Raw genomic sequence first — 21,910 nt, forward strand, 5'->3', positions numbered from 1 at the left:
CACCGTAACCACACCATCATCACCAGGAGTAGGCTCCACCGGCTCAGACGGCTGACCACCCTCAGACTCCGACGGCTTACACACCTTCTCCGTCTCCGTCACCGTAGACGAAGGAGAAGAAGACGAACCAGACGTCGTAGGCGACGGCTTCGACTCAGGCTCAGGATCCTTTTTGACAGTCAGCACTGCCTCATCGACATCTTGCCTATATAATGGGGCGTTTCGGCTTTCAACCTTGGCACCAAAGTCTTCTCGGTCCGGGTCAAAGGAACAACGAGAAGAGCGGACTAGCTGCTTCACGAAGATAGTCGAGCCCTCTGGGATCCACACATCGCCGGCCATGCCCTGTTCATTGATCTTCCATTCCGACTGGCTCAGCCAGCGGTAGTTAGAGAAGTCTTTACCATCAGCGCCTGTGAAAATTTTAGGCCTGTCGGTGGGGTTGTGCGTTACCTGCGGATAGGATGAATCTTGGAACACCTGATCGGTCATATCTTCACCGCCGGGACCGCGAACGGTGATCTCAGGCTGGCCCTCCAACTCGAAATACTCGGAATTAGTACCTAGCCAAAAATCAGCAAGCCAGGTTCCATATCGGCCTGGGTTATCAAAGGTCAGTTCACCAACCGCTTCACGCAGGCAGGGATCACCAGTGGATCTCATCTCCCAGTTGCTATAGGTCCAATCGAGGGTAGGTCGGAGATCAACCTCTGTAGCAACCTTCACTCCCAGTTCATCGCCGTCTTGTACATCGTCATTGACGGTCACGGGAATGTCGACAGTCATCTTCGGTTCTGGACCAAGAGGAACATCCGAGCTTGCAAATTCGAAGGCAATTACATTGTTTTCGGCGTCGGTTTGAACATTGAATGGTTTTCTCTCTTTGCCATCCGCCCACTTAAACTGCAGTTTGTCAACGTCATTTACAGTGAGCCGGGGATCGATCTGTAGTGAAAAGATGACCGCTGTAGCATCGGATTCGCCGTACCTCCATTGACCAACTTCTGGGAAGGGCACAGTGCCCTCAATTTCGACGTGCGCAGCTACGGTGTCGCCAGGCTTTACCTCTGTTTTATCGGTACCCAAAGTGATTTTCGCTTCTGGACCGGCGCCAAGATCATCCCCGTGCTGGGTAGTCAGGCTGTCATCTGGAATTGCAGCATCAGTAGGAGCAGGAATTATAATTCCCCCGACGGCGAGCAATGCGGCAGAGAGTAGCGCAATTGCTTTAGTCGAGGCGTTTCTGGAGAGCCTCATAAAAACCCCTGAAAATTAGATAGCTAAACACTGGAGAATCATTTAGATTCAACTGCAGACAGTAGCAGACCTTTGTCCACTAGACACGACTTCGCTCCTGCTCAGAGGCGTGAATTAGCCCATCCCGGTTCTTCAGCAACTATTTTTATTCAAAGGTGTCCGACTCTTCCAGCACAAACCAGCCGATGCCTATCAAGCACTTCGACTGTGGATTACTAAATACGATCACCCCCAAATGTGCCCCACCCCCTCTAAACCCCACATGCTGGGGTTTATTTTTTGTTTTTCTACCCCCGTCTGCCATTTACCGAAGGAGACTAGCATCACGTTTGGAGCTTCCCTATAATTACGACAACACAAAAGTTCATAATATTTCCTAGGCAACAATTGGAGCCTGAACCTGCAGGGTTGCCGCACGTCAGAGCGCTAAGCCGCTCACGTTTCTTCCTCTGCCCACCCATAGCCACGTCATAGAAAGCAGGTGAGAGTTGAACACCAACTTGGCGCGCGTTCGTCGCAGCAGCGATAGGCCTCCCGTCCGCATTCGGCCCGCATAATGGCCCGCTGACATCGCATTTCACCACGAATCTCTGCGACCCTCACTTTGCGTCGCGCGCACCCGCGTGTTCGCTCCTCACCCAGCTGCGCCCTGCAGCACCACATAGCTCACCGCTCATCATCCAGACGCCGTATCGGCCGGCAGTTTCAGACCGGCGCAGATATATCGCCCTTCACTCCCATGTGAAAAGTGGTTTCTAGGATGTGACCCGTTTGAAAAAGAGGTAGAACCCATATGACTTCTCCTGCCAATACCCGCTTGCCCATCTCTGATGATGTGGAAGCAGTCCTGCCTGCAGCTATCAGCCGCGCTGACGACTGGTTGAAATCCACTGCGGACGAAGAAGATAAGGCCACCGAACAACTCGCGGACCTGCTGCGCGATGAGGACGGAGTGAAGTTCACCATGGACTTCGTCGACCGCGTCATGCGCCCAGAAGATGACAAGGTTGCCGCACATGCGCTGAAGGATATTTCTTCTCACTATGACCCGTCGTTCCTCGGCAGCATCAATGGTGCGCTCGTTGGTGCCGGTGGCTTCTTCGGCCCAATCCTGCCCAACCTGGTCATGCCGGTTGCCCGCCTGTACATGCGCAAGATGGTTGGCCACCTCGTTCTCGACGCCGAGTCTGATGCTCTCAACAAGATCCTGGACAAGGCCGCCGAATCCGGCGAACAGCTCAACCTCAACCTGCTGGGTGAGGCCGTGCTCGGTGAGGAAGAGGCGAAGTCCCGCGCGGAGCGCACCCTCAAGCTCATCCGGAACCCACGCGTAACCTACGTTTCGGTCAAGGCTTCCTCCATGGTGGCCCAGCTTAACCACTGGGATATCGATGGCTCGGTAGAGCGCCTCAAGGAGCGCCTGCGCCCGCTGTACCAGGCTGCGGCGGACCGCACCGACAAGGTCTTTATCAACATGGACATGGAGGAGTACCACGACCTCCACCTGACCATCCGCCTGTTCAAGGAGCTGCTCAGCGAGCCGGAATTCCTCACTCTGGATGCCGGCATCGTGCTGCAGGCTTACCTGCCCGATACCTTTGATGCGCTCAAGGATATCGCTGACTTTGCTAAGGAGCGCGTGGCTAAGGGCGGCGGCAAGGTCAAGGTGCGCATCGTGAAGGGCGCGAACCTGTCCATGGAAAACGTGCAGAGCGAGGTCCACGATTGGCCGCTGGCTACCTACACCAACAAGCTCGACGTTGACGCCAACTACTACCGCCTGCTGGATTTCATCCTGCGCGAGGAGTACGCCGGCAGCATCCGCATCGGTGTAGCAACCCACAACCTATATACCGCCGCCATGGCCTACGAGCTGGGCAAGAAGCGCGGCGTGCTGCACATGATGGACTCGGAGATGCTGCAGGGCATGTCCCCAGCGCAACAAGCAGCGGTACGCAAGGTCTTTGAGGGCCGCCAGATCCTCTACACCCCGGTTGTCCACGCAGATGACTTCGACGTCGCCGTGTCCTACCTGGTGCGCCGCCTAGAGGAGAACTCCGCGCCACAGAACTTCCTCTACGCCCTCTTCGCCCCGGGTGAGGAGCCGTTGGCGGACCAGGAAGAGACGTTCCGTCGGGCCGTCGCCAAGCGCTGGGACACCTTCGCTGGTGCCCGTCGCACCCAGAACCGCCTTGAAGAAGACGGCCGCCAGGCACCGCGCACCGGCCGCTTTACCAACGAGGCAGATACTGACCCGGCGCTCGCGCCGAACCGCCAGTGGGCGCAGGAAGCGCTCAAGCACAATCCGGGCGAGCACGGCATCGCGGAGGTTACCGACCCTACCGCGGTCGAAGGCCACATCGCCCGCGCCAAGGAGCTGGGCACCGAGTGGGGCAAGCGCCCTGCCGCCGAGCGCGCCGCCGCATTGGAGGCCGTGGCGGATCAGATTGCCTCCCAGCGCGACAAGTTCATCTCCGTGGCTGCGTATGAGGCCAATAAGACTGTTACCCAGACCGACCCTGAGGTCTCTGAGGCGATTGACTTCTGCACCTACTACGGCCAGTCCGCGCGTCTACTGGAGGAGTCCTACTCCCAGTTCACCCCGCACACCGTCACCGTGGTGACCCCACCGTGGAACTTCCCCATTGCCATCCCGACTGGCGGCATTGCGGCATCCTTGGCGGCGGGTTCGGCGGTCATCGTCAAGCCTGCACCGCAGGTGGTTCACTGCGGCAAGCTCGTGGTGGAGGCCTTCCGCACCGCCCTCGAGGCACAGGGCCTAGATCCGGACCTGGTGCAGCTGGTGCTGACTGATGAAGCCGCGGCCGGAAAGGCACTGCTCTCCCACGATGACGTGGACAATGTCATCCTCACCGGCGCCTCCGATACCGGCGCGCTCTTCCGTTCCTGGAAGCCGAAGATGAACATTATGGCGGAGACGTCCGGCAAGAACGCGCTCATCATCACCCCTGCGGCCGACCCAGACCTGGCCATCGATGACCTCTACAACTCTGCCTTTGGCCACTCCGGCCAGAAGTGCTCGGCGGCATCCCTGGTTATCTTCGTCGGTGCGGCTGGTAAGTCCGAGCGCCTACGCACCCAGCTGCTAGATGCCGTCAAGACCCTTAAGCCAGGCCCGGGCTTCGATATCACCACCACCATGAACGGCCTAGCGGAAGAGCCGAGCGAGAAGCTCCTGCGCGGTTTGACCCAGCTCGAGCCGGGTGAGAAGTGGCTGCTCAAGCCGGAAAAGCTCAACCAGGAAGGCACCCTGTGGTCCCCGGGCATCCGCGATAATGTGCAGCCAGGCTCCTGGTACCACAAGAACGAGTGCTTCGGCCCCATCCTTGGCATCATGTACGCCGATACCTTGGAGGAGGCTATTGCCTGGCAGAACGACACCGGCTATGGCCTGACTGGCGGCATTCACTCGCTTGACGACGCCGAGATTGAGTACTGGATCGACAACGTTGAGGTGGGCAATGCCTACGTCAACCGCGGCATCACCGGTGCGATTGTCCAGCGCCAGTCCTTCGGCGGTTGGAAGAAGTCCGTCATGGGACCGGGCGCCAAGGCTGGCGGTCCGAACTACGTGGCACAGATGGGTGAGTGGGCCGATGGCGAGCTCAAGCCGCGCAACGTGGATATCGCCCCAGCAAGCCTCGCCGCGCTGCACCGCCTGCGTGATAACCTCTCTGGCAAGCTCACCGAGGAGGACATCACCTGGCTGTGGCGCGCCGCTGAGCTGGACCAGGTGGCTTGGCAAGAGGAGTTCGGCCGCAACCACGACCGCACCGGCCTGGTCTCTGAGGCCAATATCTTCCGCTACCGCCCGCTTCTGACCAAGCTGCGCGTGCGCGTGGGCGAAGGCTACGAACTGCGCGAGGTTGCTCGTCAGGTGCTGGCCGTCGCAATTACCGGCACCGCCACGGAAATCTCCGCCACCCCGGAGGTTGCCACCCAGCTGCAGGACCTCGACTTCGACGTCAAGGCCATCACCGACGAGGCTTTTGCTACCGACGTGGCCAATGACGCCTCCTCCCGCGTGCGCGCCCTGGGCACCGTGCCGGATTCCATCTACGAGGCCGCGGTACGCTCCAACTCCGTGGTGCTGGACCGGCCCGTGCTTGCCGACGGCCGCCGTGAGCTCATGCCTTACCTGCTTGAGCAGGCAGTTTCGGTTACCATGCACCGCTTCGGCATTATCCGCAACGTAGGTAACCTGCGTGACGAGTAACTCCCGGCCGCGTCAGCGGACGCGTTAAAGGTACTGAAGGGAGGTAGCGCCCCGCCCGTGGGCCGCTACCTCCTTTTTCGTATATGCGCTGCGAGTTTTATGTGGCATAGTGGTAGACAATGTCTACGTCACATAATTCGTCTTCCCGCGACGAGGCCAAGCACCCGTCTGCGCAGGAAAAAGGCAACGCAACACAGATCCAAAAGCCGGGCGAGGAAGATTCGCATACCCTCGTCGCTTATGATGATGCGCACCTTGGTGCAGAGGCTGCCAGCGAGCACCCTGCCGAGCGCGACGATAAATCCGCCGTCCTGGCCAAGGACTTCCGCACCATGGCCAAGGTCTCGGTGATCTTTATCCTTATCGTCGCCGGCCTAGCGCTGGCCGGCTACCTACTCAAGTTCATTTGGGTAGGCCTGCTGCCGGTCTTGCTCGCCGTCCTCGTCTCCACGGTGCTCTACCCCATCAGCGCGTGGCTGCGCAGTAAGGGATTCCTGCGCTCGCTCGCGGCGGTGAGCACCTTGCTCGGCCTCATCATTGTCTTCTGCGGCGTTTTTGCCGCCATGGCCCCGGTAGTCACCAGCCAGAGCCAAACGCTCATTAATCAGGCCGAAGACGGCATCAACCAAATTACCGAGATGGTGGAAAAGTCCCCCATCGATATCCAAAGCGACCAGCTACAGTCCGTGCTCGAAGACGTGGTTAAGTTTGCCAAGGGCCAAGCCTCTACCATCGCCACCGGCGTTATCTCTGGTTTCTCGATGGCCAGCTCCATCGTCGTGGCCGCGCTGATCATGCTCTTTGTCACCTTCTTCATCATTAAAGACGGCGACAAGTTCCTGCCGTGGCTGCGCAAGTACACCGGCAATTCCACCGGCTGGCACATCACCGAGCTGGGGGCGCGCATCTGGAAGACCTTGTCCGGCTTCATCCAGGCGCAGGCCGCCGTGGCCATGGTGGACGCAGTCCTCATTGGCCTTGGCCTGTGGGTTCTGCAAGTTCCGCTTGCGCTCGTCATCGCTGTGGTGACGTTCTTCGCCAGCTTCATCCCGATCATCGGTGCGGTCACCGCTGGCGCCCTCGCCGTCATCATCGCGCTGGTCTCCAATGGCCTGACCAACGCGCTGCTGGCGCTCGCACTTATCATCATCGTCCAGCAGGTGGAAGGCAATGTCCTCCAGCCGATGCTGCAGTCCAAGGCCATGGGCCTGCACGCGGCCGTTGTCCTGCTCTCCGTCACCGTCGGCTCTACCCTGGCCGGCATCGTCGGCGCCTTCCTCGCCGTCCCCGTGGCCGCAACCATCGCTGTTGTTGTGCGCTACCACGCCGAGATGGCCGCGCTGCGCTCCGGCGAAGTCGAGCCCTCCGATATAGACATCATCACCGGCTCCAAGGACGACCCCGAAGACTTCAGCGACGTCACCTACGAACACGATGAGACTCCGCGCGACAAGATAGAGCAGCTCTACCAGTCCATGAGTCCGCTGAGCTAAGACTCAGCCCCCACTAGCAGCGCGCCGGCCCTCTCCGGCGCGCTTTTAGTTTTTAGCGCAGGAAACCTAGGTCCGTAGCCGCCGAGGCGAGCTGGCGCGCACCGCGGTCCAGGACGTTGGCCCAGGTGCCCTTGGATTCCTCATTGGCGGAATCGGACACCTGCTTAAGCAGGGTGCAGGGCACATCGAAGCGCAGGCATACTGCGGCGATGGAATAGCCTTCCATGTCGCACAGCTGCGACTTCTTGGCCAGCTCGGTGCGCAGGGCGGTATCGGAGACAAACATGTCGCCCGTGGCCAGTCCGCGCACCGGAAGGCGGCCGGAGGTCTCGAGCTCGATGGCCTCTGGCAGCAGGTAGCGGTTGATATCGGTAAGCACTTCTAGCTTGAAGTCATGCTTGGTGACCTTATTGACTTCGAAGACGCCGGCCATGCCGTCGACAAGCGCGCCGGCCGTGCCAATGTTGACCACGCGATCGGGAAGGGCGCCGTTAGCGCGGGCGTCGGCAAGAGCTTCCGTCAGCGCAATGGCCGCCGGAACCGTACCGATTCCGGTAATGAGCAGGGGTTCGCCTTCCGGAATGTGGGCGGCTTCCGCATCCACGGCGGCGACGAAAAGGGTGCGTCCGTTGAGATTCTCCATGCCTGCGAGAATACCTGCCCGCCCTAGTCAAAGTTCAATGTGCGGTTCTTCTGGCGCAGGCGAATCGTAATATTTTTCTGTCCGGCGCCAAGGGCGATGATTTTCCCGCTCAGCACCCGGGCGACGGCCAGGTCTTCCTCCGTCGGTGCTTCGGCCGCGACCCGCGCCGTAGGCAGCCATGCATCGTGCGGGTCTGGCGCGCCGAGGTGAATGAGCCGTTCGCGCTCCACGTCGATCCAATAGCCTTCCGTGGCCATGAAGCGGTCGTGGCTTCCCTCGAAGGAATCGCGGCGCCACCCGCCCTCGGCCACGCGAAAGACAAAGGGGCAGTAGCCAAAACGCGAAGGCACGATATAGCGCGTCTGGGGGCTGACGCGCCAGTGGCCGCGCGCGGAACTCCAGACTTGGCGGTAGGTATCGGCCAGGCTCATGCCCAGACGCAGGCGCTGCTGCCTGTCTTCGTCCAACCCGGCACCTTCTACCTGAGTGTTTAGCTCGCCGAGCCGCGTGGCATCGGCCACGTACATGCCCAGCCATGCTTCCTCGGGCGTGGTGTACGGGCCGGTGATATCACGGTGGAAGGAATCCGGTACGGCCCGTTCCGCGTCCTTGGGAAGGCGCTGGCGGGCGGCAAAGGCCCACAGGCGCGGATGTCCCATGCGGTAGAGCATCACCGTAGCCCGCGGCAGGCGGTCGTGCACCTGCTGGCGCGTCAGATAATCACCCGCGCTGATGCGCCGCAGCAGCTGCTTAGCGATGTCCCCCTCTACCTGCTGTTCCATGCCCGGAGCGACCTCCATGTCCGGCAGCTGGCTCAGCAGCATCAAATCGATGATGTCTCCCAAATCAAAAACCTTGCTCAATTCCGTCTGCGCCTCTGGGCCAAAAGCCTCGATTGCGTGATATCCCAGCGCACCGCCCAAGCGGCGGATGAGATCCGGAGACACGCTCACTCGGTTGCGGGTCGCATGCAATTCCGCGGCGTTGAGATTGCGGTCCAGGCCCACGAGGGCTCCTTCCTCCCCCTCATCGGGGATTTAATTCTTGGTCATGCTTGGGATTAAGCCGGACATTGGTCTTTGCGTTGTAGAAGACCGACCTTTCCTGTGCGCCTTCTGAATGTTTCTTGACAACGTGATGAGGGCGTTTTCCAAACGGCAAAACCACTATTGTGCCCTCCATAGCTTATACGGATCCATGCAGAAATGTGCCCCTTAAGCCCTACGCATTACATTTCTCTCCTTTTGCATCCATTGAAACTACCCCTTCAGGGCATCATTCAGAAGAATTCATGCAACCCGTGCGTCTATAGTATGACGCGGATTGATTCTCAGCTTTCCGCTCTCGTTCGCATTCGTTTTCCACTCTGCGTGCATTGGAGTCCAAACCTTGACTAATAACAACGCTTGGGGTCAACCGGAGCCCTCCTCCCCAGACCCCGGCTCCTCGGGCAGCACCCAAACCTGGGGTGCGCCCTCCCCCGCATCCCCTACGCAGGAGCCAGATCCCAAATCCACTGGCAAGGGCAAACGCCTAGCCATAATTGTGGTAGCTGTCTTGGCGGCTCTCGCCCTTGTAGGCGCCGGCGCATGGGCGCTGCTAAATGAGCACGATTCCACAAACGACCCAGGCTCCACTCTTTCAGCCCCAGCTTCTACGCCTTCAGGTTCAGCGGCCTCCGAAGAGGCTTCTTCAACCGAGTCCGAAGAAGTTGCAGAAGAGAAATCAAAGAGTGAGGACAAGAACGCTGCCGCAGCGGATGCTCCTACCAAATACGAAAAGTGCAATGACTTCGCAGATAAGAAGCTCAGCTCGTTGACTAGACCAGTTAAGGAGTATTGCGATGACTCATGGCTTTTTGCCGCTGAAGACGGAACGTCACACTTCACGTTGTTCTATTGGACCGACAATGCGTGGCACAAATACAAAACGGATGGAACAGCTTGGCCTTCTGATATCGGATGCTATGACCAAGACAAGCTTGAAGAAGCAGGAGCACCGCTTCCCCTCCTTGACAAGGTCCTACTTTGCACCGATGAAGGCGACACTTCTACAGAAGCCGAAGAAGCCGAAGAAGACCCCGCAGCAGACGAGTTTGCGTGGGCCGGCGACTGGAACGGCAAATGCGATGGTCGCTATATCCTCATCGTTGAATCCGCACTGATCGATGGGCCAGAACCATATACTGAGACCTCTCGCGTCCAGGATAAATACCCCGGTTCCAAGATCCTTTACGGCGGGGCCTGCAGCTCTCTTCGCCAGACGGTAGACGGCAAATCCGTCTACGCCATTTACTATGACGCCGGCTACAGCGTAGACAAGGTCTGTTCCCTTAAGGCCCAATATGGCGGCAACGCTCGTTCGCTGAACAATGACGGAGATTTCTCCGATCCCTGTTAATCCCCCTATACCCCTCCCCTATCACTCTCCTTCCGGCATTTTCACGGCCTATTTACACCAGAAAGGACCCTGCTGTGGCTCACTACAATCTCTACAACTCCCTCTCCCTGGATCCTTCCGCTGAGTCTTCCCAGCTAGTCGCCGATGTCGAGGCCAAGCTAGCTCAGTTAAGTCCGGAAAACGCAGCAGCTCGAGACGAGCTCACCACTGCTCGTGAGATTTTCTCGGCTGAAAGTCGCCGCTCGCAATATGACAAAGAGCTGGCAGACCCGACCGGTCCAGAGGTAGATATCGCACGCATTCGCCAAATTGCAGCTTCCCCTGCTGGAACAGCTACAGGCATATCTACTCCCACGCATGAGGCCCCATCCCCTGAAGCCAATAGCGCATACACCCCTGCCCCCGGATATACCGCTGCACGTACGTCACAACACGGTTGGCCTACTCAAACCACTTCCCAGACCCCGGCTCCATCCAATAGCACCGGCTTCAGCAGCTCTAAAAAGCAGTTCACTGTTGACTTCAGCAATATGTCATTCCCGGTTGAACCTGCCCGCCAACGCTGCCAGTCCATAATGTGGTGCGTGGTGTGGGGAATCCTACTGTTGATGTGGCTCATCGCCGGTATCCGCGGGCTCTCCTTAGCCGGCACAGCCAACGATGCCACCGCAATGAGCCTGATTATGGGCTCTTCCGATCTCGAAGCAAAGACCGCAAACTTCACCGCCTCAATGATCAAGACTGTTATCGCTACCCCGCTTCTGCTTGTCCTGGCAGAGTTCATTTGGTCTATCCGCAAAACCCTCGGTCTAAAGGGCGCCAATAATGCATAGACTTCGCTTCACGGCAGGCATTGTGTTAGCGGGCTTAGTCGTGACCGCCTGCACTGAGAATTCCACGGACACCACAGGCCAAGAGCCTACGATTGAGACAGCGACTATGTCCGCTACAGAAGAAAACAGCGATGCCAAGCCGGAAGAATCGCCCACTGACTCTGCTGCGACGGAAGAAGAAACTACTCGGCCGGTGCCTCCGAACGTCGTGATGGATGACGAGCAGCCGAGTCCAGAAGCCGACACCACTTCGTCGTGTGGCGCAGCTGATGCCCAAACAGCATTCACCGAGGGAGTATCCCAAGTCGCTCCGTGGGGCACCATCGGATGGGAGCTCTTTGATTCCTCCGGCTATGACCCCTGCGCATCCCTATCGTGGGAAACCCTGATGATTGAGGGAGGAACTAGTTCTTCGCCTTTCCACATCATGCTGTTTAATCACGGCGAATACTTAGGCACCGCAACGGCAAAGCCCTATGGATTCGCCCCCACTATTGAGCGTGTGAGTGATTCCGAGATCGCGGTAACCTACCACTGGCCGCGCGAAGGTGAAGGCAATGCCAACCGCTCAGGCACAACCGACGCAGGCTTCCGGTGGGATGAAGGACAGCAAAAGGTCATCATGTCCGGCGACGTACCGCCAACGGGATAAGAAGTCTAGGATCGTCATTTCGGCTTGTCTTGGCCAGCGCTGTTGCTATTGTCGGGTTTGACTCGGCTTCCTGCTAATAGTCCCGCGAAAGGAAACTCGACCATGCTCAACAGCCTCGACCATTTCTTGCTTCAACTGCGTTCCGCAGCAGCAGTGGCTAGCGCCGGTGTTCTCTGCTTTTCCTTAACAGCCTGTGGAAGTGATTCTGCGGATCCAGAAGATTCGCCTTCTTTCTCTGCTGCAAAGGAAAGCGCTCCAGAAGCGAATCAAGCTCCCTCTTCCACCGACGGAAATACTGAAGAAAAGCCCGCGCAAAAGACCACTACCGTCGTCGAAACTCCTCCAGAGAAGAAGCAGGACGAGAGTGCACCTAGCCGGGGTCAAGACAATGGTGGCTCTTCTGAGTGCAGCTCCGACAATGACGAGAGTGCCTATGAAAAGGCAATCGCTCAGGTCGAACCATATCCAGGACTTAATAGGCCGTGGAGGCCTTTTGACTCCAATTTTGACCCGTGCGCAGATCTTTCGTGGATAACCGTCACGCTTGAAGGAGCGACCGCTTCCTCGCCATATCACATCCTGCTTTTCCACAATGGCGAATACCTAGGAACGGCCACTGCAAAGGCATACGGGTTTTCGCCAAAGGTCAGCCGAGTGGATGATTCCGAGATTGCAGTTACCTACCGCTGGCCAAAGGAGGGTGAGGGCAACGCTGAAGCATCGGGGACAACACAAGCCGGCTTCCGCTGGGATGAAGGTGCGCAAAAGGTAGTCATGTCCGGCGACGTTCCGCCTATGCAATAGTTCGATGTAAAACAAGCACGTTTCGCTAAAACTTCACCAGTTAGGCGGCGAAACGTGCTTGTTTTGTTTGCGGAGGCGGCCGCGGTGCGGCGGAGCGGCACCTAGAGGGGAGCGCAGAAGCCAAGAAATGGCCGCGTTCTAGGCTTTCGCGGGGAGCTAGGGGCGGTTATCGTGGCCGTAACGTAACCGAAGGAGAGATAGGAATGAGCGAGAAGACGTTTCAGCAGAAGTTCGGGGCTTTCGCGCTGGTGGCGGCGGTTGTCCTGCTGATCGTGAACTTGACCGTAGTAGGGCCTACGGTGTTCGGCATCTCCACGCCGCTGCTGCTCGGCATCACGGGCATCATAATGATGCACGGTGAGAGAAGCAGCAGCGGCGCACAGGATGATTAGCGCAGGCGGTGGCCTACGAAACCGGCGGCGAGGGTGTTGCCGGAAGACTGGTCGATGAGCAGGAAGTTGCCCACCGCGCCGCGGGCGGCATAGTCCTCGACGGGGAGCTCGGCTTGGGTCTGGATGGTGATGTGGGCGATGTCGTTCATGGCGACGGACTCGGGGTCCTCGACATCAGAAACGCCATCGAGATCCAGGGTGCGGGTGACGGCGGCGACGCGGGCCTTAACCAGGGAAGAGCCGTAGCGCAGCTTGAGCATCTGGCCGGGCTTAACGTCCTTTTCGGTCAGGCCGACAACGGTGGCGTCGAATTCGCGAGTGGCCGCGGGGCGCTGGGGGCCGGCGAGGAGATCGCCGCGGGCGAGATCGACGTCGTCGGCAAGCAGGAGCGTCACGGAGTCGCCGGTGGCGGCGGTGTCGGCCGGACCGTCAGCAGTGTCAATCTGGGTAATGGTGCTGGTACGGCCTTCAGGGAGGCGGACCTCGTCGCCCACGGAGATGGAACCCGCCTTCACACGGCCGGCGTAGCCGCGGTAATCGGAGGCGTGCTCGCGGATGACGTACTGGATGGGGAAACGGAAGTCCAGCTCATCGGCGCGGCCGGTGGCCACGGGGACGGTCTCGAGAACCTCGAGGACGGTCGGGCCGGTGTACCACGGCATAGTGGTGGAGCGCTCGACCACGTTATCGCCCTTGAGGGCGGAAATCGGCACCACGGTGGTATCGGTGATACCCAGGCGCGCGGCGATCTGGTTGAACTCGGACTCGATATCGCGGAAGACCTGCTCGTCGTAGTCCACTAGGTCGATCTTGTTCACCGCAAGGACCACGTGGCGCACGCCGAGGAGGGCGGCGACATTGAGGTGGCGGCGGGTTTGTTCGACAACGCCATGGCGGGCGTCGATAAGAAGCACCACCACCTGGGAGGTGGACATGCCAGTGACCGTATTGCGGGTGTACTGCACGTGGCCGGGGGTATCGGCGAGGATGAAGGTGCGCTTATCCGTAGCGAAGTAGCGGTAGGCCACGTCGATGGTGATGCCCTGCTCGCGCTCGGCACGCAGGCCGTCAACAAGCAGGGAAAGGTCCATGCCATCGAAGCCGCGGTCGGTGGAGGTGCGCTCCATGGACTCGACCTGGTCCGCGAGCACAGACTTAGTGTCATAGAGCAGGCGGCCGACGAAGGTGGACTTGCCGTCATCAACGGAGCCGGCGGTGCACAGGCGCAGGGTATCGCGCTGCTTGAGGGCGCCGACATTCGGCGTGAGTGTCGTGGTCATCAGAAGTAGCCTTCCTTCTTGCGGTCCTCCATGGCGGACTCGGAAAGTTTGTCATCGGCGCGGGTGGCGCCGCGCTCGGAAAGGGTGGAAATGGAGATCTCCGCGAGTACCTCGTCCGGGGTCGATGCGGTAGATTCCACGGCGCCGGTGCAGGACATATCACCCACGGTGCGGTAGCGCACGGTGCGGGTTTCCAGCTCCTCGCCTTCGGCCGGGCCGCCCCATTCGCCAGGAGCTAGCCACATGCCATTACGCTTGAATACCTCGCGCTCGTGGGAGTAGTAGATGGAGGGCAGCTCCAGTTCGCGGGCGCCGATGTATTCCCAAATATCGGACTCGGTCCAGTTGGAGATGGGGAAGACGCGGACGTTTTCGCCGGCCATCTTACCGCCGTTGTACAGGTCCCAGAGCTCAGGGCGCTGGCGGCGGGGATCCCACCCGCCGAAGGAATCGCGGATGGAGAAGATGCGCTCCTTGGCGCGGGCGCGCTCCTCATCGCGGCGAGCGCCACCGCATACGGCGTCATACTCGCGCTCGGCGATGGTCTCTACCAGCGGCACGGACTGCAGCGGGTTGCGGGTACCATCGGGACGCTCCTGGAGGTCGCCGCGGTCAATCCAGTCCTGGACGCGGGCGACGTGCAGGCGAGCACCGGATTCTTCCACGAGGCGGTCGCGGAAATCGATGACCTCGGGGAAGTTGTGGCCGGTATCGACGTGGAGCAGCTCAAACGGCACCGTGGCCGGGGCGAAGGCGCGGCGGGCTAGCTCGAAGACAACGACGGAGTCCTTGCCGCCGGAAAAGAGGATGCCTACCTTGTCGAACTGCCCGGCCACCTCGCGCAGGATGTGGATGGACTCGTTTTCTAGATCTTTTAAATGTGGAGAAAGTGTGCTCATTATTCGTGTAACCCGCATTCTGTCTTGCCGTCTGCAAATACGCGCCCGGACCGGGCATCTTCGCCTTCACCAACCGGAAAGGTCAGCGGGGCGCAGCCGATGGAGCGGTATCCCTGCAGGGTGAGTGGGTGGATGATGAGGTCGTTGTCCTCGATATAGCGGTCCGTATCGTCGAGATCCCAGGTAATGATGGGCGAGATCTTCAATCGGCCGGTGCGGTCGAGGCTCAGCGCCGGGGCGGTGGCGCGGTGCTCGGAATCGGCGCGGCGCAAGCCGGTAACCCAGCCGGCATAAGGGTCCATGGCCATGTTCAGCGGCTCGACCTTGCGCATGCGGTTATAGGCCGCGGTATCGCGGGCGTAGAGGCGCGGGCCGTACACCTCGTCTTGTTCCTCTGGGCTGAGCAGAGGCAGCACCCGCACTAGGGGCAGGTCCGGGTAGCGCTTTTCTACCTCGTCGGCTACCTGCAGTGTTTCCTGGAAGTGCCAGCCAGTATCGATGAACAGCAGGTCTGCATCGAGCCCGGCGCGGTGGGCGAGCTCGGCCAGGACCGTATTTTCCATGGACATGGTCACGGCCAGGCGGCCGGGTGCGTGCTCGGCGGCCCATTCGGTAATGGTTTCCGCTGAGGCGTCGTAAAGCTTATCCGCCCACTGGTCCACCAAGTGCTGGTTGCGCGCGGCTACCTCGGCGTCCAGCGGCGCGGTATCGCGCGTGCCTTCCGGGGAGATGCTGGGGTCGCGGTAGTTCTTGCCACCGTCCAGCAGGTTCGTCGTTGGGTTCATGCCGTCACACATTAGGCAAAACCCCGAGGCGGCGCAGCGGATTCTAGGCGAAAAGCCGCTGAGCTTGGCGGGAGGTGCGAATAAAAAGTTTCCAATCCGTACCAAGCGGACTAGATTTACAGACAAGACAGTCTATTGCGGGCGTCCGCGCCCAGCACAAGGAGGCACTTTCATGCAGCGTATAGCCATCATCGGGGAGGGCCCGGCAGCCCTATCCACCGCCGAGAAGCTTATCAGCGCTGGCATGTGTGTGGACCTCATTACCCAATGCACCGCACCATTCGGTCTACTTCGACGCTTTGCTGGCCTCGCAGGAGTGCTTTCCGACGCCGTCTCAGGATCCCACTGCGGCCCCGGCACCACTCCCCGCTTGCGCCTTATCGGCAACGTGCGGGTAGGCCCCGACGGCGATATCACGCATAACGAAATCCACCGCCTGGCCGACTCTGGCGACCGCGAGCTACTCGTATTGGAACTCAAGGCCCGCGGCGTGGCCGTCACCACGTGGGAAGGCCTATGCGCCCCACTGCAGGATTTTGAAGACTGGCGCAGCGTCATCACCCGCGCGCAGCTGGCTCACGTGGGGATTTAGCAGCAATTACCGACTAGCGCCCCACCCACCACCGGTATAAACTTGCACGGCTACCCAGCCACGGCAAGGAAAGGGGCGCGAGTCCATGGACCTGGTTCGCATTCTCGTTACACGGTCGGCGCCATATACGCCGTATTTCATCGCGGTACTCGTATTGCAGGCCTTATCTACGGCCGCCACGCTGTACCTTCCATCGCTTAATGCCAAGATCATCGATGAAGGTGTGTCTCAGGGCGATGTGGACTTCATCTGGCGCACCGGCGGCATCATGCTGGCCGTAGCCTTTGCCCAAGTCATCACCGCCATCGGCGCGGTATGGTGCGGCAGCCGCACCGCTATGGGCGTCGGCCGAGATCTACGCGGCGAGGTCTTCCGCCACGTTAATTCCCTGTCCACTGAGGACATGAGCCGTTTTGGCACACCTACGCTTATTACCCGCGGCACCAATGACGTCCAGCAGGTGCAAATGGTCTACATGATGATGCTGAACTTCATGGTGACCGCACCCATCATGTCCATCGGCGGCATCATCATGGCCGTGCGCGAAGACGCCGGAATGTCCTGGCTGGTGTGGGTATCTGTAGCGGTGTTGCTCGGCACCATCTCCATTATCATTTCCCGCCTCATGCCGCTCTTTCGATCCATGCAGGACAAGCTGGATTCCATCAATGGCACCCTGCGCGAGCAGATCACCGGCATCCGCGTGGTGCGTGCCTTCGTGCGCGAGGCCTATGAGTCCGAGCGCTTTACCGAGGAAAATAAAAACATCACCCGCCTGTCCTTGAACATCGGCCGGCTATTCGTGGTGATGTTCCCGCTCATTACGGTGATCCTCAACGTGGCCACCGGCGCGGTCCTGTGGTTCGGCGGCCACCGCGTAGATGAGGGCTTGGTCAACGTCGGCTCGCTCACCGCATTCCTGCAGTACCTGCTGCAGATTCTGGCGGCGGTCATGATGGGTACCTTCATGGCGATGATGCTGCCGCGCGCCATCATCTGTGCCCGCCGCATCACCGAGGTGCTCCAGCACGAGCCCTCCATTACCCCACCCAGCTCCACCACCTCTCCGGAGACCTGCGCGGGCACGGTGGAATTTCGCAACGTGGGCTTTTCTTATGCCGGTGCGGATGCGCCGGTGCTAGAAGACATTTCTTTTACCGCTCAGCCCGGCACCACCACCGCCATCATCGGTTCGACGGGCTCGGGCAAGACCACCCTGGTTTCCCTCATCCCACGCCTGTACGTGCCGACGGAAGGCCAGGTGCTTATCGACGCCACCCCTACCACCTCCCTGGCCCGCCAGGACATCGTCCAGCGCGTCTCCCTCGTCCCGCAGAAGGCTTACCTATTTAGCGGCACTGTGGCCTCCAACCTGCGCTTGGGCCGCCCCGAAGCCACCGATGACGAGCTCTGGGAGGCGCTGCGCGTGGCTCAGGCGGACTTCGTAGAAGACCTAGACATGCCCATCGCACAGGGCGGCACGAATGTCTCCGGTGGCCAGCGCCAGCGCCTGTCCATCGCGCGCATGCTTGTTGCCCGCCCGCTGATCTATCTCTTCGATGATTCCTTCTCCGCGCTGGACGTGGCCACCGATGCCAAGGTGCGCGCCGCAATGCACGCCTCCTTTGCCGAGCGCGAGCAGCCGGTGACCAGCATTATCGTCGCCCAGCGCGTGGCGTCAATCCGCGATGCCGACCAGATTCTGGTGCTGGATGCCGGCCGCATTGTTGACCGCGGCACGCACGAGGAGCTCCTTGGCCGCTGCGCGGTCTACCAAGAAATCGTTGATTCCCAAGAAACCGCCGGTGTTGCAGGAGGCGAAAACTAATGGCTGAAAACACCACCTCTACCACCGAGTCCACGGACGCCGGCCTTGATCCCATGGACGGCTCCGCACCCCGCCAAGCCAAGAATTTCTGGCCCTCCACCAAACGCCTTTTCTCCCTGCTTGCTCCCTTCAAGCGCAGTCTTTGGGCTGTCGCGGCGATGAATATCGTCTGCATCTTCTTAGCCGTGGTAGCCCCGAAGATCATGGGCAAAGCCATGGACGTCATCTTTGCCGGCGTCATTTCGCGCAACCTGCCCTCTAATATTTCCGCCGAGCAAGCCATTGCGGGCATGCGCGCTGGGGGCCAGGACCGCTTTGCGGATATGGCTTCCGCAATGGACTTCGTCCCCGGTGAAGGCATCGATTTTAACCACCTGGGCACGCTCATCATCACCGTAATCGCGATGTATATCGTCTCCTCAGGTTTCCAGTGGTGGCAGGGAGCCATCCTCAACAAGTTAAGCATGGATATCGTGTTTGACCTGCGCGAGCGTGTGCAGGCGAAGGTGAACTCGCTGCCGCTGAACTACTTTGATTCGCAGCAGCGCGGCGATATCCTCTCGCGCACCACCAATGACATCGACAACGTGCAACAGGCCCTGCAGCAGGCGCTATCGCAGCTGTTTTATGACGCGTTGCTGGTCATTGGCATCACCATCATGATGTTCAGCGTCTCCTGGCAACTCGCTCTCATCGCCCTGCTGTCCCTGCCGCTTACCGGTCTAGTTATCGGCGTCATCGGCACCCGCTCGCAGCGCCAATTCAAAACTCAATGGCGCTCCACCGGTCAGCTCAACGGCCAGGTAGAAGAATCCTTCTCCGGCCACGACCTAGCCATCGTCTTCGGCCGTACCGAGGCCATGACGGAGGAATTCGACAAGCGCAACGAGGAGCTCTACCGCTCCGCAGCTAAGGCTCAGTTCCTGTCCGGCATCATGATGCCCATCATGCAGTTCCTGTCCTACCTGTCTTATGTGGCCATTGCGGTCCTGGGTGGTCTGCGCGTGGCCAATGGCCACATGACTCTGGGCGCTGCCACTGCATTTATCCAGTACTCCCGCGAGTTCAACCAGCCGTTAGGCCAGCTCGGCGGCATGATGCAGCAGGTGCAATCCGGCGTGGCCTCGGCCGAGCGCGTCTTTGAGCTTCTCGACGCCGAAGAGCAAGCCCCCGACACCACCGACGAGGACCTTCCCGGCCGCGCCCAAGGACTCGTGGAGTTCCAGGACGTTGACTTCTCCTACGCGGAGGATAAGGAGCTCATCACCGGTCTCAACCTGCGCGTGGAGCCCGGCCAAACCGCGGCCATTGTCGGCCCCACCGGTGCCGGCAAGACCACCCTGGTCAACCTGCTCATGCGCTTCTATGAGCTCGATGGCGGTCAGATTCTCATTGATGGGCACGATATCGCCCGCATGCCGCGCCATACCCTGCGTTCCCAGGTGGGCATGGTGCTCCAGGACGCCGTGCTCTTTAAGGGCTCGATCATGGAGAATATCCGCTACGGCCGCTTGGACGCGACGGACGAAGAGGTCATCGCTGCGGCAAAGGCAACCTATGTGGACCGCTTCGTTCACGCGCTGCCCGATGGCTACGACACCATCATCGACCAAGACGGCGGCGCAATCTCCGCCGGCGAGCGCCAGCTCATCACCATCGCCCGCGCGTTCTTGGCCCAGCCCGCGTTGCTCATCCTCGATGAGGCCACCTCTTCGGTCGATACCCGTACCGAGGTCCTCGTCCAAGAGGCGATGAACGCGCTGCGCGCCGACCGCACCTCCTTCGTCATTGCCCACCGCTTGTCCACCATTCGCGATGCTGACCTCATCCTCGTCATGGAAAACGGCACCATCGTGGAACAAGGCTCGCACGACGATCTCCTTGCGGCCCAAGGCGCATACTGGCGCCTGCATCAATCCCAGTTCGCTCAAGGATAGGTCTTCGCCGGCAGTGAGCTAGTCCAGCCCTACCGTCACGGTCGGCGCGTTGAAGTGAGCACCCTTGAGGTTCACCAGCTCAAGGGTGACATCGCGCAGCTCGAGATGCTCCATGATTGCATCGGGCACCTCCGCATCGGGGACGGGGTGCGGCTCTGGAACACCAAGTTTATCCAACACGGCATTGATATCGTCGCGGCTTAAATCGATATCCGCCCGGGGAGCAGAAACCTGCCCCACCGCCGGGGTGGCTGTGAGCTCGGTAGCCATAATGGTCACCGGTCCGCCGCGTACCTCGGTGGTATCCCCTCCCGTAGTCAACATGCCATCGCCGTAGCGGCCAGGCAGCGTGATCCCAAGGTTTTCGATGTCGAGGTTGTCGCCTTTTAGCTCCAATACCCGCACATCGCCAGTGGCGGTGGGAAAGGTACCCAACGACACAGTGACATTCTTTCTCAACGTCACCGTATCCGCGAAGACGGTACTGAAGTACGGAGCCGCTGGAGCGTCTTGCGCATTAACCCGCTCTGAGCCGCTGGCACCAGCAACCACCAGCGCACAAGCCAGCACAATTAGGCAGCCGCGCGCCGCTCGAGGCAACGCCCTCATCATTGATCCGCTGCTTCCTTCGTACGGCGCTTCTTCTCCCCTGGCTGCCACGCAAAGGTAAAGGCCCCGCCAATAATGCCGAGCAGGGAGCCGATGACGAAGCCGCCCAAATTGGACGTCGGCAAGGCAATAATGGCCACGATGATGCCTAGCACACCGACATAATTCGAGGTTGCTGGCTGGAACCACGCGCCAAGGCCGAACATGGCTAGCAAGACTCCGATAAGCAGCGTAGATACGCCAGAGATGGTGGAAATCATGACCAAAAGGTCAGAGATGCGGATGGTGATATAGGCCGGCGCGGCGATAATAATTCCGGAAAGGATGAGCAACAACCCCGGAAAAAAGGGCCGGCCAGAACGCCAGCGGCGAAAGCGCTGCCACACGTCAGGCTTAGATTCTTCGCCCGATGCCTCTGCTGCTGGAAGGGACCGGGTTTCTTCCGCTGTAGGCTCAGCAGCCATTTTCGGAGCCCTTCCGCACCGTTACTCCCACATTCTTGGCGGAAAGGCGTTGCGCGCCCACGGAGGTGGCCTTCACATCATCCGCTTTGAGGGAGACCTGCTTCGAGTACAGGCCCCACGCACCGGGATCGGCGGTATCGCTCAGCTGGTTTGCATCAATGCCCACGTTGACGTCTTGCATTACTAACGAACCGTCCACGTCGGTAGTGCCTACCAGGAGGCTATCGGCTTCCGCACTGCCCTCGCCTTCCGCCTTGAGCGCGAGCGTCGCCTCACCCACGCCGGGAACCTTGGGGACGGTCACCGAAAGACAAAGGTCTGAGACCTTGGCATGGTCCAGTTTGATACGCGCGACGGGAAGGTGTTCATCGCCCTTTTGATCATCATCGACAAACAGCGAAAAGCCCTCGCCATCTAGATGCCCCATCGTGATTTTGAAGAAGCTACCCGAAAGCGCCAGGTTGGCAGTCAAGCCGCCTTGCGCCACGGCGAATCCGGTAACGCCAAAGGCGGCAAGGCCTGCGGTCAAGGCCACCGCGGCCTTGGTGATATTCGTTTTGCCCATGGCGGTTTGCCCTTTCTACGGCGGTTTAGGCTCTCTTCTTGCCAGGTTAGGCCACGCTGCAGGCACCGGCACTGGCTTTACTCTGCCGCCGTGTACAGCACGTTCAAAAGAATGTGACGGCCGAGTTTCTCATCTTGACAGTGTACAGTCCACCCCGCCGCGGCACCGCACTGAATGCAGACTCTGGGATTTTTGCCCCGAGGCTTTAAGGTAGATAACAACGTGGAGCATCAGTAATAA

General features: G+C 59.9%; 18 protein-coding genes and 1 pseudogene. 10 read left to right on the forward strand and 9 right to left on the reverse strand.

All coding sequences use genetic code 11. The features are described 5' to 3' along the window. Positions 1-1,257: pseudogene (locus MHY08_RS04775) on the reverse strand (hypothetical protein); the annotation flags it as partial. 793 nt (positions 1,258-2,050) lie between these two features. Between MHY08_RS04775 and MHY08_RS04780 the strand changes: the two are divergent. Next, the gene (locus MHY08_RS04780) at positions 2,051-5,494 is read left to right on the forward strand and encodes a bifunctional proline dehydrogenase/L-glutamate gamma-semialdehyde dehydrogenase (protein ID WP_239235592.1); all 3,444 of its coding nucleotides are present in this window, start codon (positions 2,051-2,053) and stop codon (positions 5,492-5,494) included. A 119-nt stretch (positions 5,495-5,613) separates the two neighbouring features. Continuing rightward, positions 5,614-6,987 (forward strand): AI-2E family transporter, encoded by a 1,374-nt coding sequence (locus tag MHY08_RS04785; protein WP_239235595.1) that lies wholly within the window; start codon positions 5,614-5,616, stop codon positions 6,985-6,987. Positions 6,988-7,039: 52 nt separating this feature from the next. On the opposite strand, the gene MHY08_RS04790 is transcribed toward MHY08_RS04785, so the two are convergent. Together MHY08_RS04790 and MHY08_RS04795 are read right to left on the reverse strand one after the other, a co-directional pair. Then, positions 7,040-7,630: a nucleosidase gene (locus MHY08_RS04790; RefSeq protein ID WP_239235597.1), complete on the reverse strand. Its 591-nt coding sequence runs from the start codon at positions 7,628-7,630 to the stop codon at positions 7,040-7,042. A gap of 23 nt (positions 7,631-7,653) precedes the next feature. Further along, entirely contained in the window at positions 7,654-8,637 is a 984-nt protein-coding gene (locus tag MHY08_RS04795) for a hypothetical protein (protein WP_239235599.1), read from the reverse strand. A gap of 382 nt (positions 8,638-9,019) precedes the next feature. Between MHY08_RS04795 and MHY08_RS04800 the strand changes: the two genes are divergently transcribed. From MHY08_RS04800 to MHY08_RS04820, 5 genes are all read left to right on the forward strand, one after another. Continuing rightward, a complete protein-coding gene (locus tag MHY08_RS04800) occupies positions 9,020-10,030 on the forward strand; it encodes a hypothetical protein (RefSeq protein WP_239235602.1) in 1,011 nt (336 codons plus the stop codon). Positions 10,031-10,104: 74 nt separating this feature from the next. Continuing rightward, entirely contained in the window at positions 10,105-10,863 is a 759-nt protein-coding gene (locus MHY08_RS04805; protein WP_204610843.1) for a hypothetical protein, read from the forward strand. 106 nt (positions 10,864-10,969) lie between these two features. Further along, positions 10,970-11,515: an LppP/LprE family lipoprotein gene (locus MHY08_RS04810; RefSeq protein ID WP_204610841.1), complete on the forward strand. Its 546-nt coding sequence runs from the start codon at positions 10,970-10,972 to the stop codon at positions 11,513-11,515. A gap of 102 nt (positions 11,516-11,617) precedes the next feature. Then, positions 11,618-12,319, forward strand: a complete 702-nt coding sequence (locus MHY08_RS04815; RefSeq protein ID WP_239191716.1) for an LppP/LprE family lipoprotein — start codon at positions 11,618-11,620, stop codon at positions 12,317-12,319. Positions 12,320-12,522: 203 nt separating this feature from the next. Next, positions 12,523-12,711, forward strand: coding sequence for a hypothetical protein (locus MHY08_RS04820; protein ID WP_239235603.1), 189 nt, complete (start codon positions 12,523-12,525; stop codon positions 12,709-12,711). On the opposite strand, the gene MHY08_RS04825 is transcribed toward MHY08_RS04820, so the two are convergent. The 3 genes from MHY08_RS04825 to MHY08_RS04835 are packed head-to-tail and all read right to left on the reverse strand — an operon-like array spanning position 12,708 to position 15,675. Further along, positions 12,708-13,991, reverse strand: a complete 1,284-nt coding sequence (locus MHY08_RS04825; RefSeq protein ID WP_239235604.1) for a sulfate adenylyltransferase subunit 1 — start codon at positions 13,989-13,991, stop codon at positions 12,708-12,710. The two genes, MHY08_RS04820 and MHY08_RS04825, sit on opposite strands and share 4 nt — an antisense overlap. Then, positions 13,991-14,890 carry a sulfate adenylyltransferase subunit CysD gene (cysD, locus tag MHY08_RS04830; RefSeq protein WP_086588811.1) on the reverse strand — a complete coding sequence of 300 codons (900 nt, stop codon included), beginning with the start codon at positions 14,888-14,890 and terminating at the stop codon, positions 13,991-13,993. Before cysD ends, MHY08_RS04825 begins: the two co-directional genes overlap by 1 nt. Next, the gene (locus MHY08_RS04835; protein ID WP_239235605.1) at positions 14,890-15,675 is read right to left on the reverse strand and encodes a phosphoadenylyl-sulfate reductase; all 786 of its coding nucleotides are present in this window, start codon (positions 15,673-15,675) and stop codon (positions 14,890-14,892) included. Before MHY08_RS04835 ends, cysD begins: the two co-directional genes overlap by 1 nt. Positions 15,676-15,847: 172 nt before the next feature. Here MHY08_RS04835 and MHY08_RS04840 point away from each other — a divergent pair, with 172 nt between their 5' ends. The 3 genes from MHY08_RS04840 (at position 15,848) to MHY08_RS04850 (ending at position 20,032) form a co-directional block, all read left to right on the forward strand. Next, positions 15,848-16,267, forward strand: a complete 420-nt coding sequence (locus tag MHY08_RS04840) for a methylenetetrahydrofolate--tRNA-(uracil-5-)-methyltransferase (protein WP_239235606.1) — start codon at positions 15,848-15,850, stop codon at positions 16,265-16,267. Between the two features lie 85 nt (positions 16,268-16,352). Next, positions 16,353-18,095 (forward strand): ABC transporter ATP-binding protein, encoded by a 1,743-nt coding sequence (locus MHY08_RS04845; protein WP_239235607.1) that lies wholly within the window; start codon positions 16,353-16,355, stop codon positions 18,093-18,095. Further along, positions 18,095-20,032 (forward strand): ABC transporter ATP-binding protein, encoded by a 1,938-nt coding sequence (locus MHY08_RS04850; RefSeq protein ID WP_301438114.1) that lies wholly within the window; start codon positions 18,095-18,097, stop codon positions 20,030-20,032. The genes MHY08_RS04845 and MHY08_RS04850 overlap by 1 nt, the downstream gene beginning before the upstream one ends. An 18-nt stretch (positions 20,033-20,050) precedes the next feature. Here the strand turns inward: MHY08_RS04850 and MHY08_RS04855 are convergent, their stop codons facing one another. From MHY08_RS04855 to MHY08_RS04865, 3 genes are read right to left on the reverse strand one after another with little or no spacing between them, the layout of a single operon-like run. Then, a complete protein-coding gene (locus MHY08_RS04855; RefSeq protein ID WP_239235609.1) occupies positions 20,051-20,644 on the reverse strand; it encodes a hypothetical protein in 594 nt (197 codons plus the stop codon). Further along, positions 20,641-21,105 carry a DUF6114 domain-containing protein gene (locus tag MHY08_RS04860; RefSeq protein ID WP_239235612.1) on the reverse strand — a complete coding sequence of 155 codons (465 nt, stop codon included), beginning with the start codon at positions 21,103-21,105 and terminating at the stop codon, positions 20,641-20,643. Before MHY08_RS04860 ends, MHY08_RS04855 begins: the two co-directional genes overlap by 4 nt. Beyond that, a complete protein-coding gene (locus tag MHY08_RS04865; RefSeq protein ID WP_239235614.1) occupies positions 21,095-21,670 on the reverse strand; it encodes a DUF6230 family protein in 576 nt (191 codons plus the stop codon). Before MHY08_RS04865 ends, MHY08_RS04860 begins: the two co-directional genes overlap by 11 nt. Between the last annotated feature and the right edge of the window lie 240 nt (positions 21,671-21,910).

The organism is Corynebacterium sp. ACRPJ (assembly GCF_022347345.1).
GTDB lineage: Bacteria > Actinomycetota > Actinomycetes > Mycobacteriales > Mycobacteriaceae > Corynebacterium > Corynebacterium tuberculostearicum_D.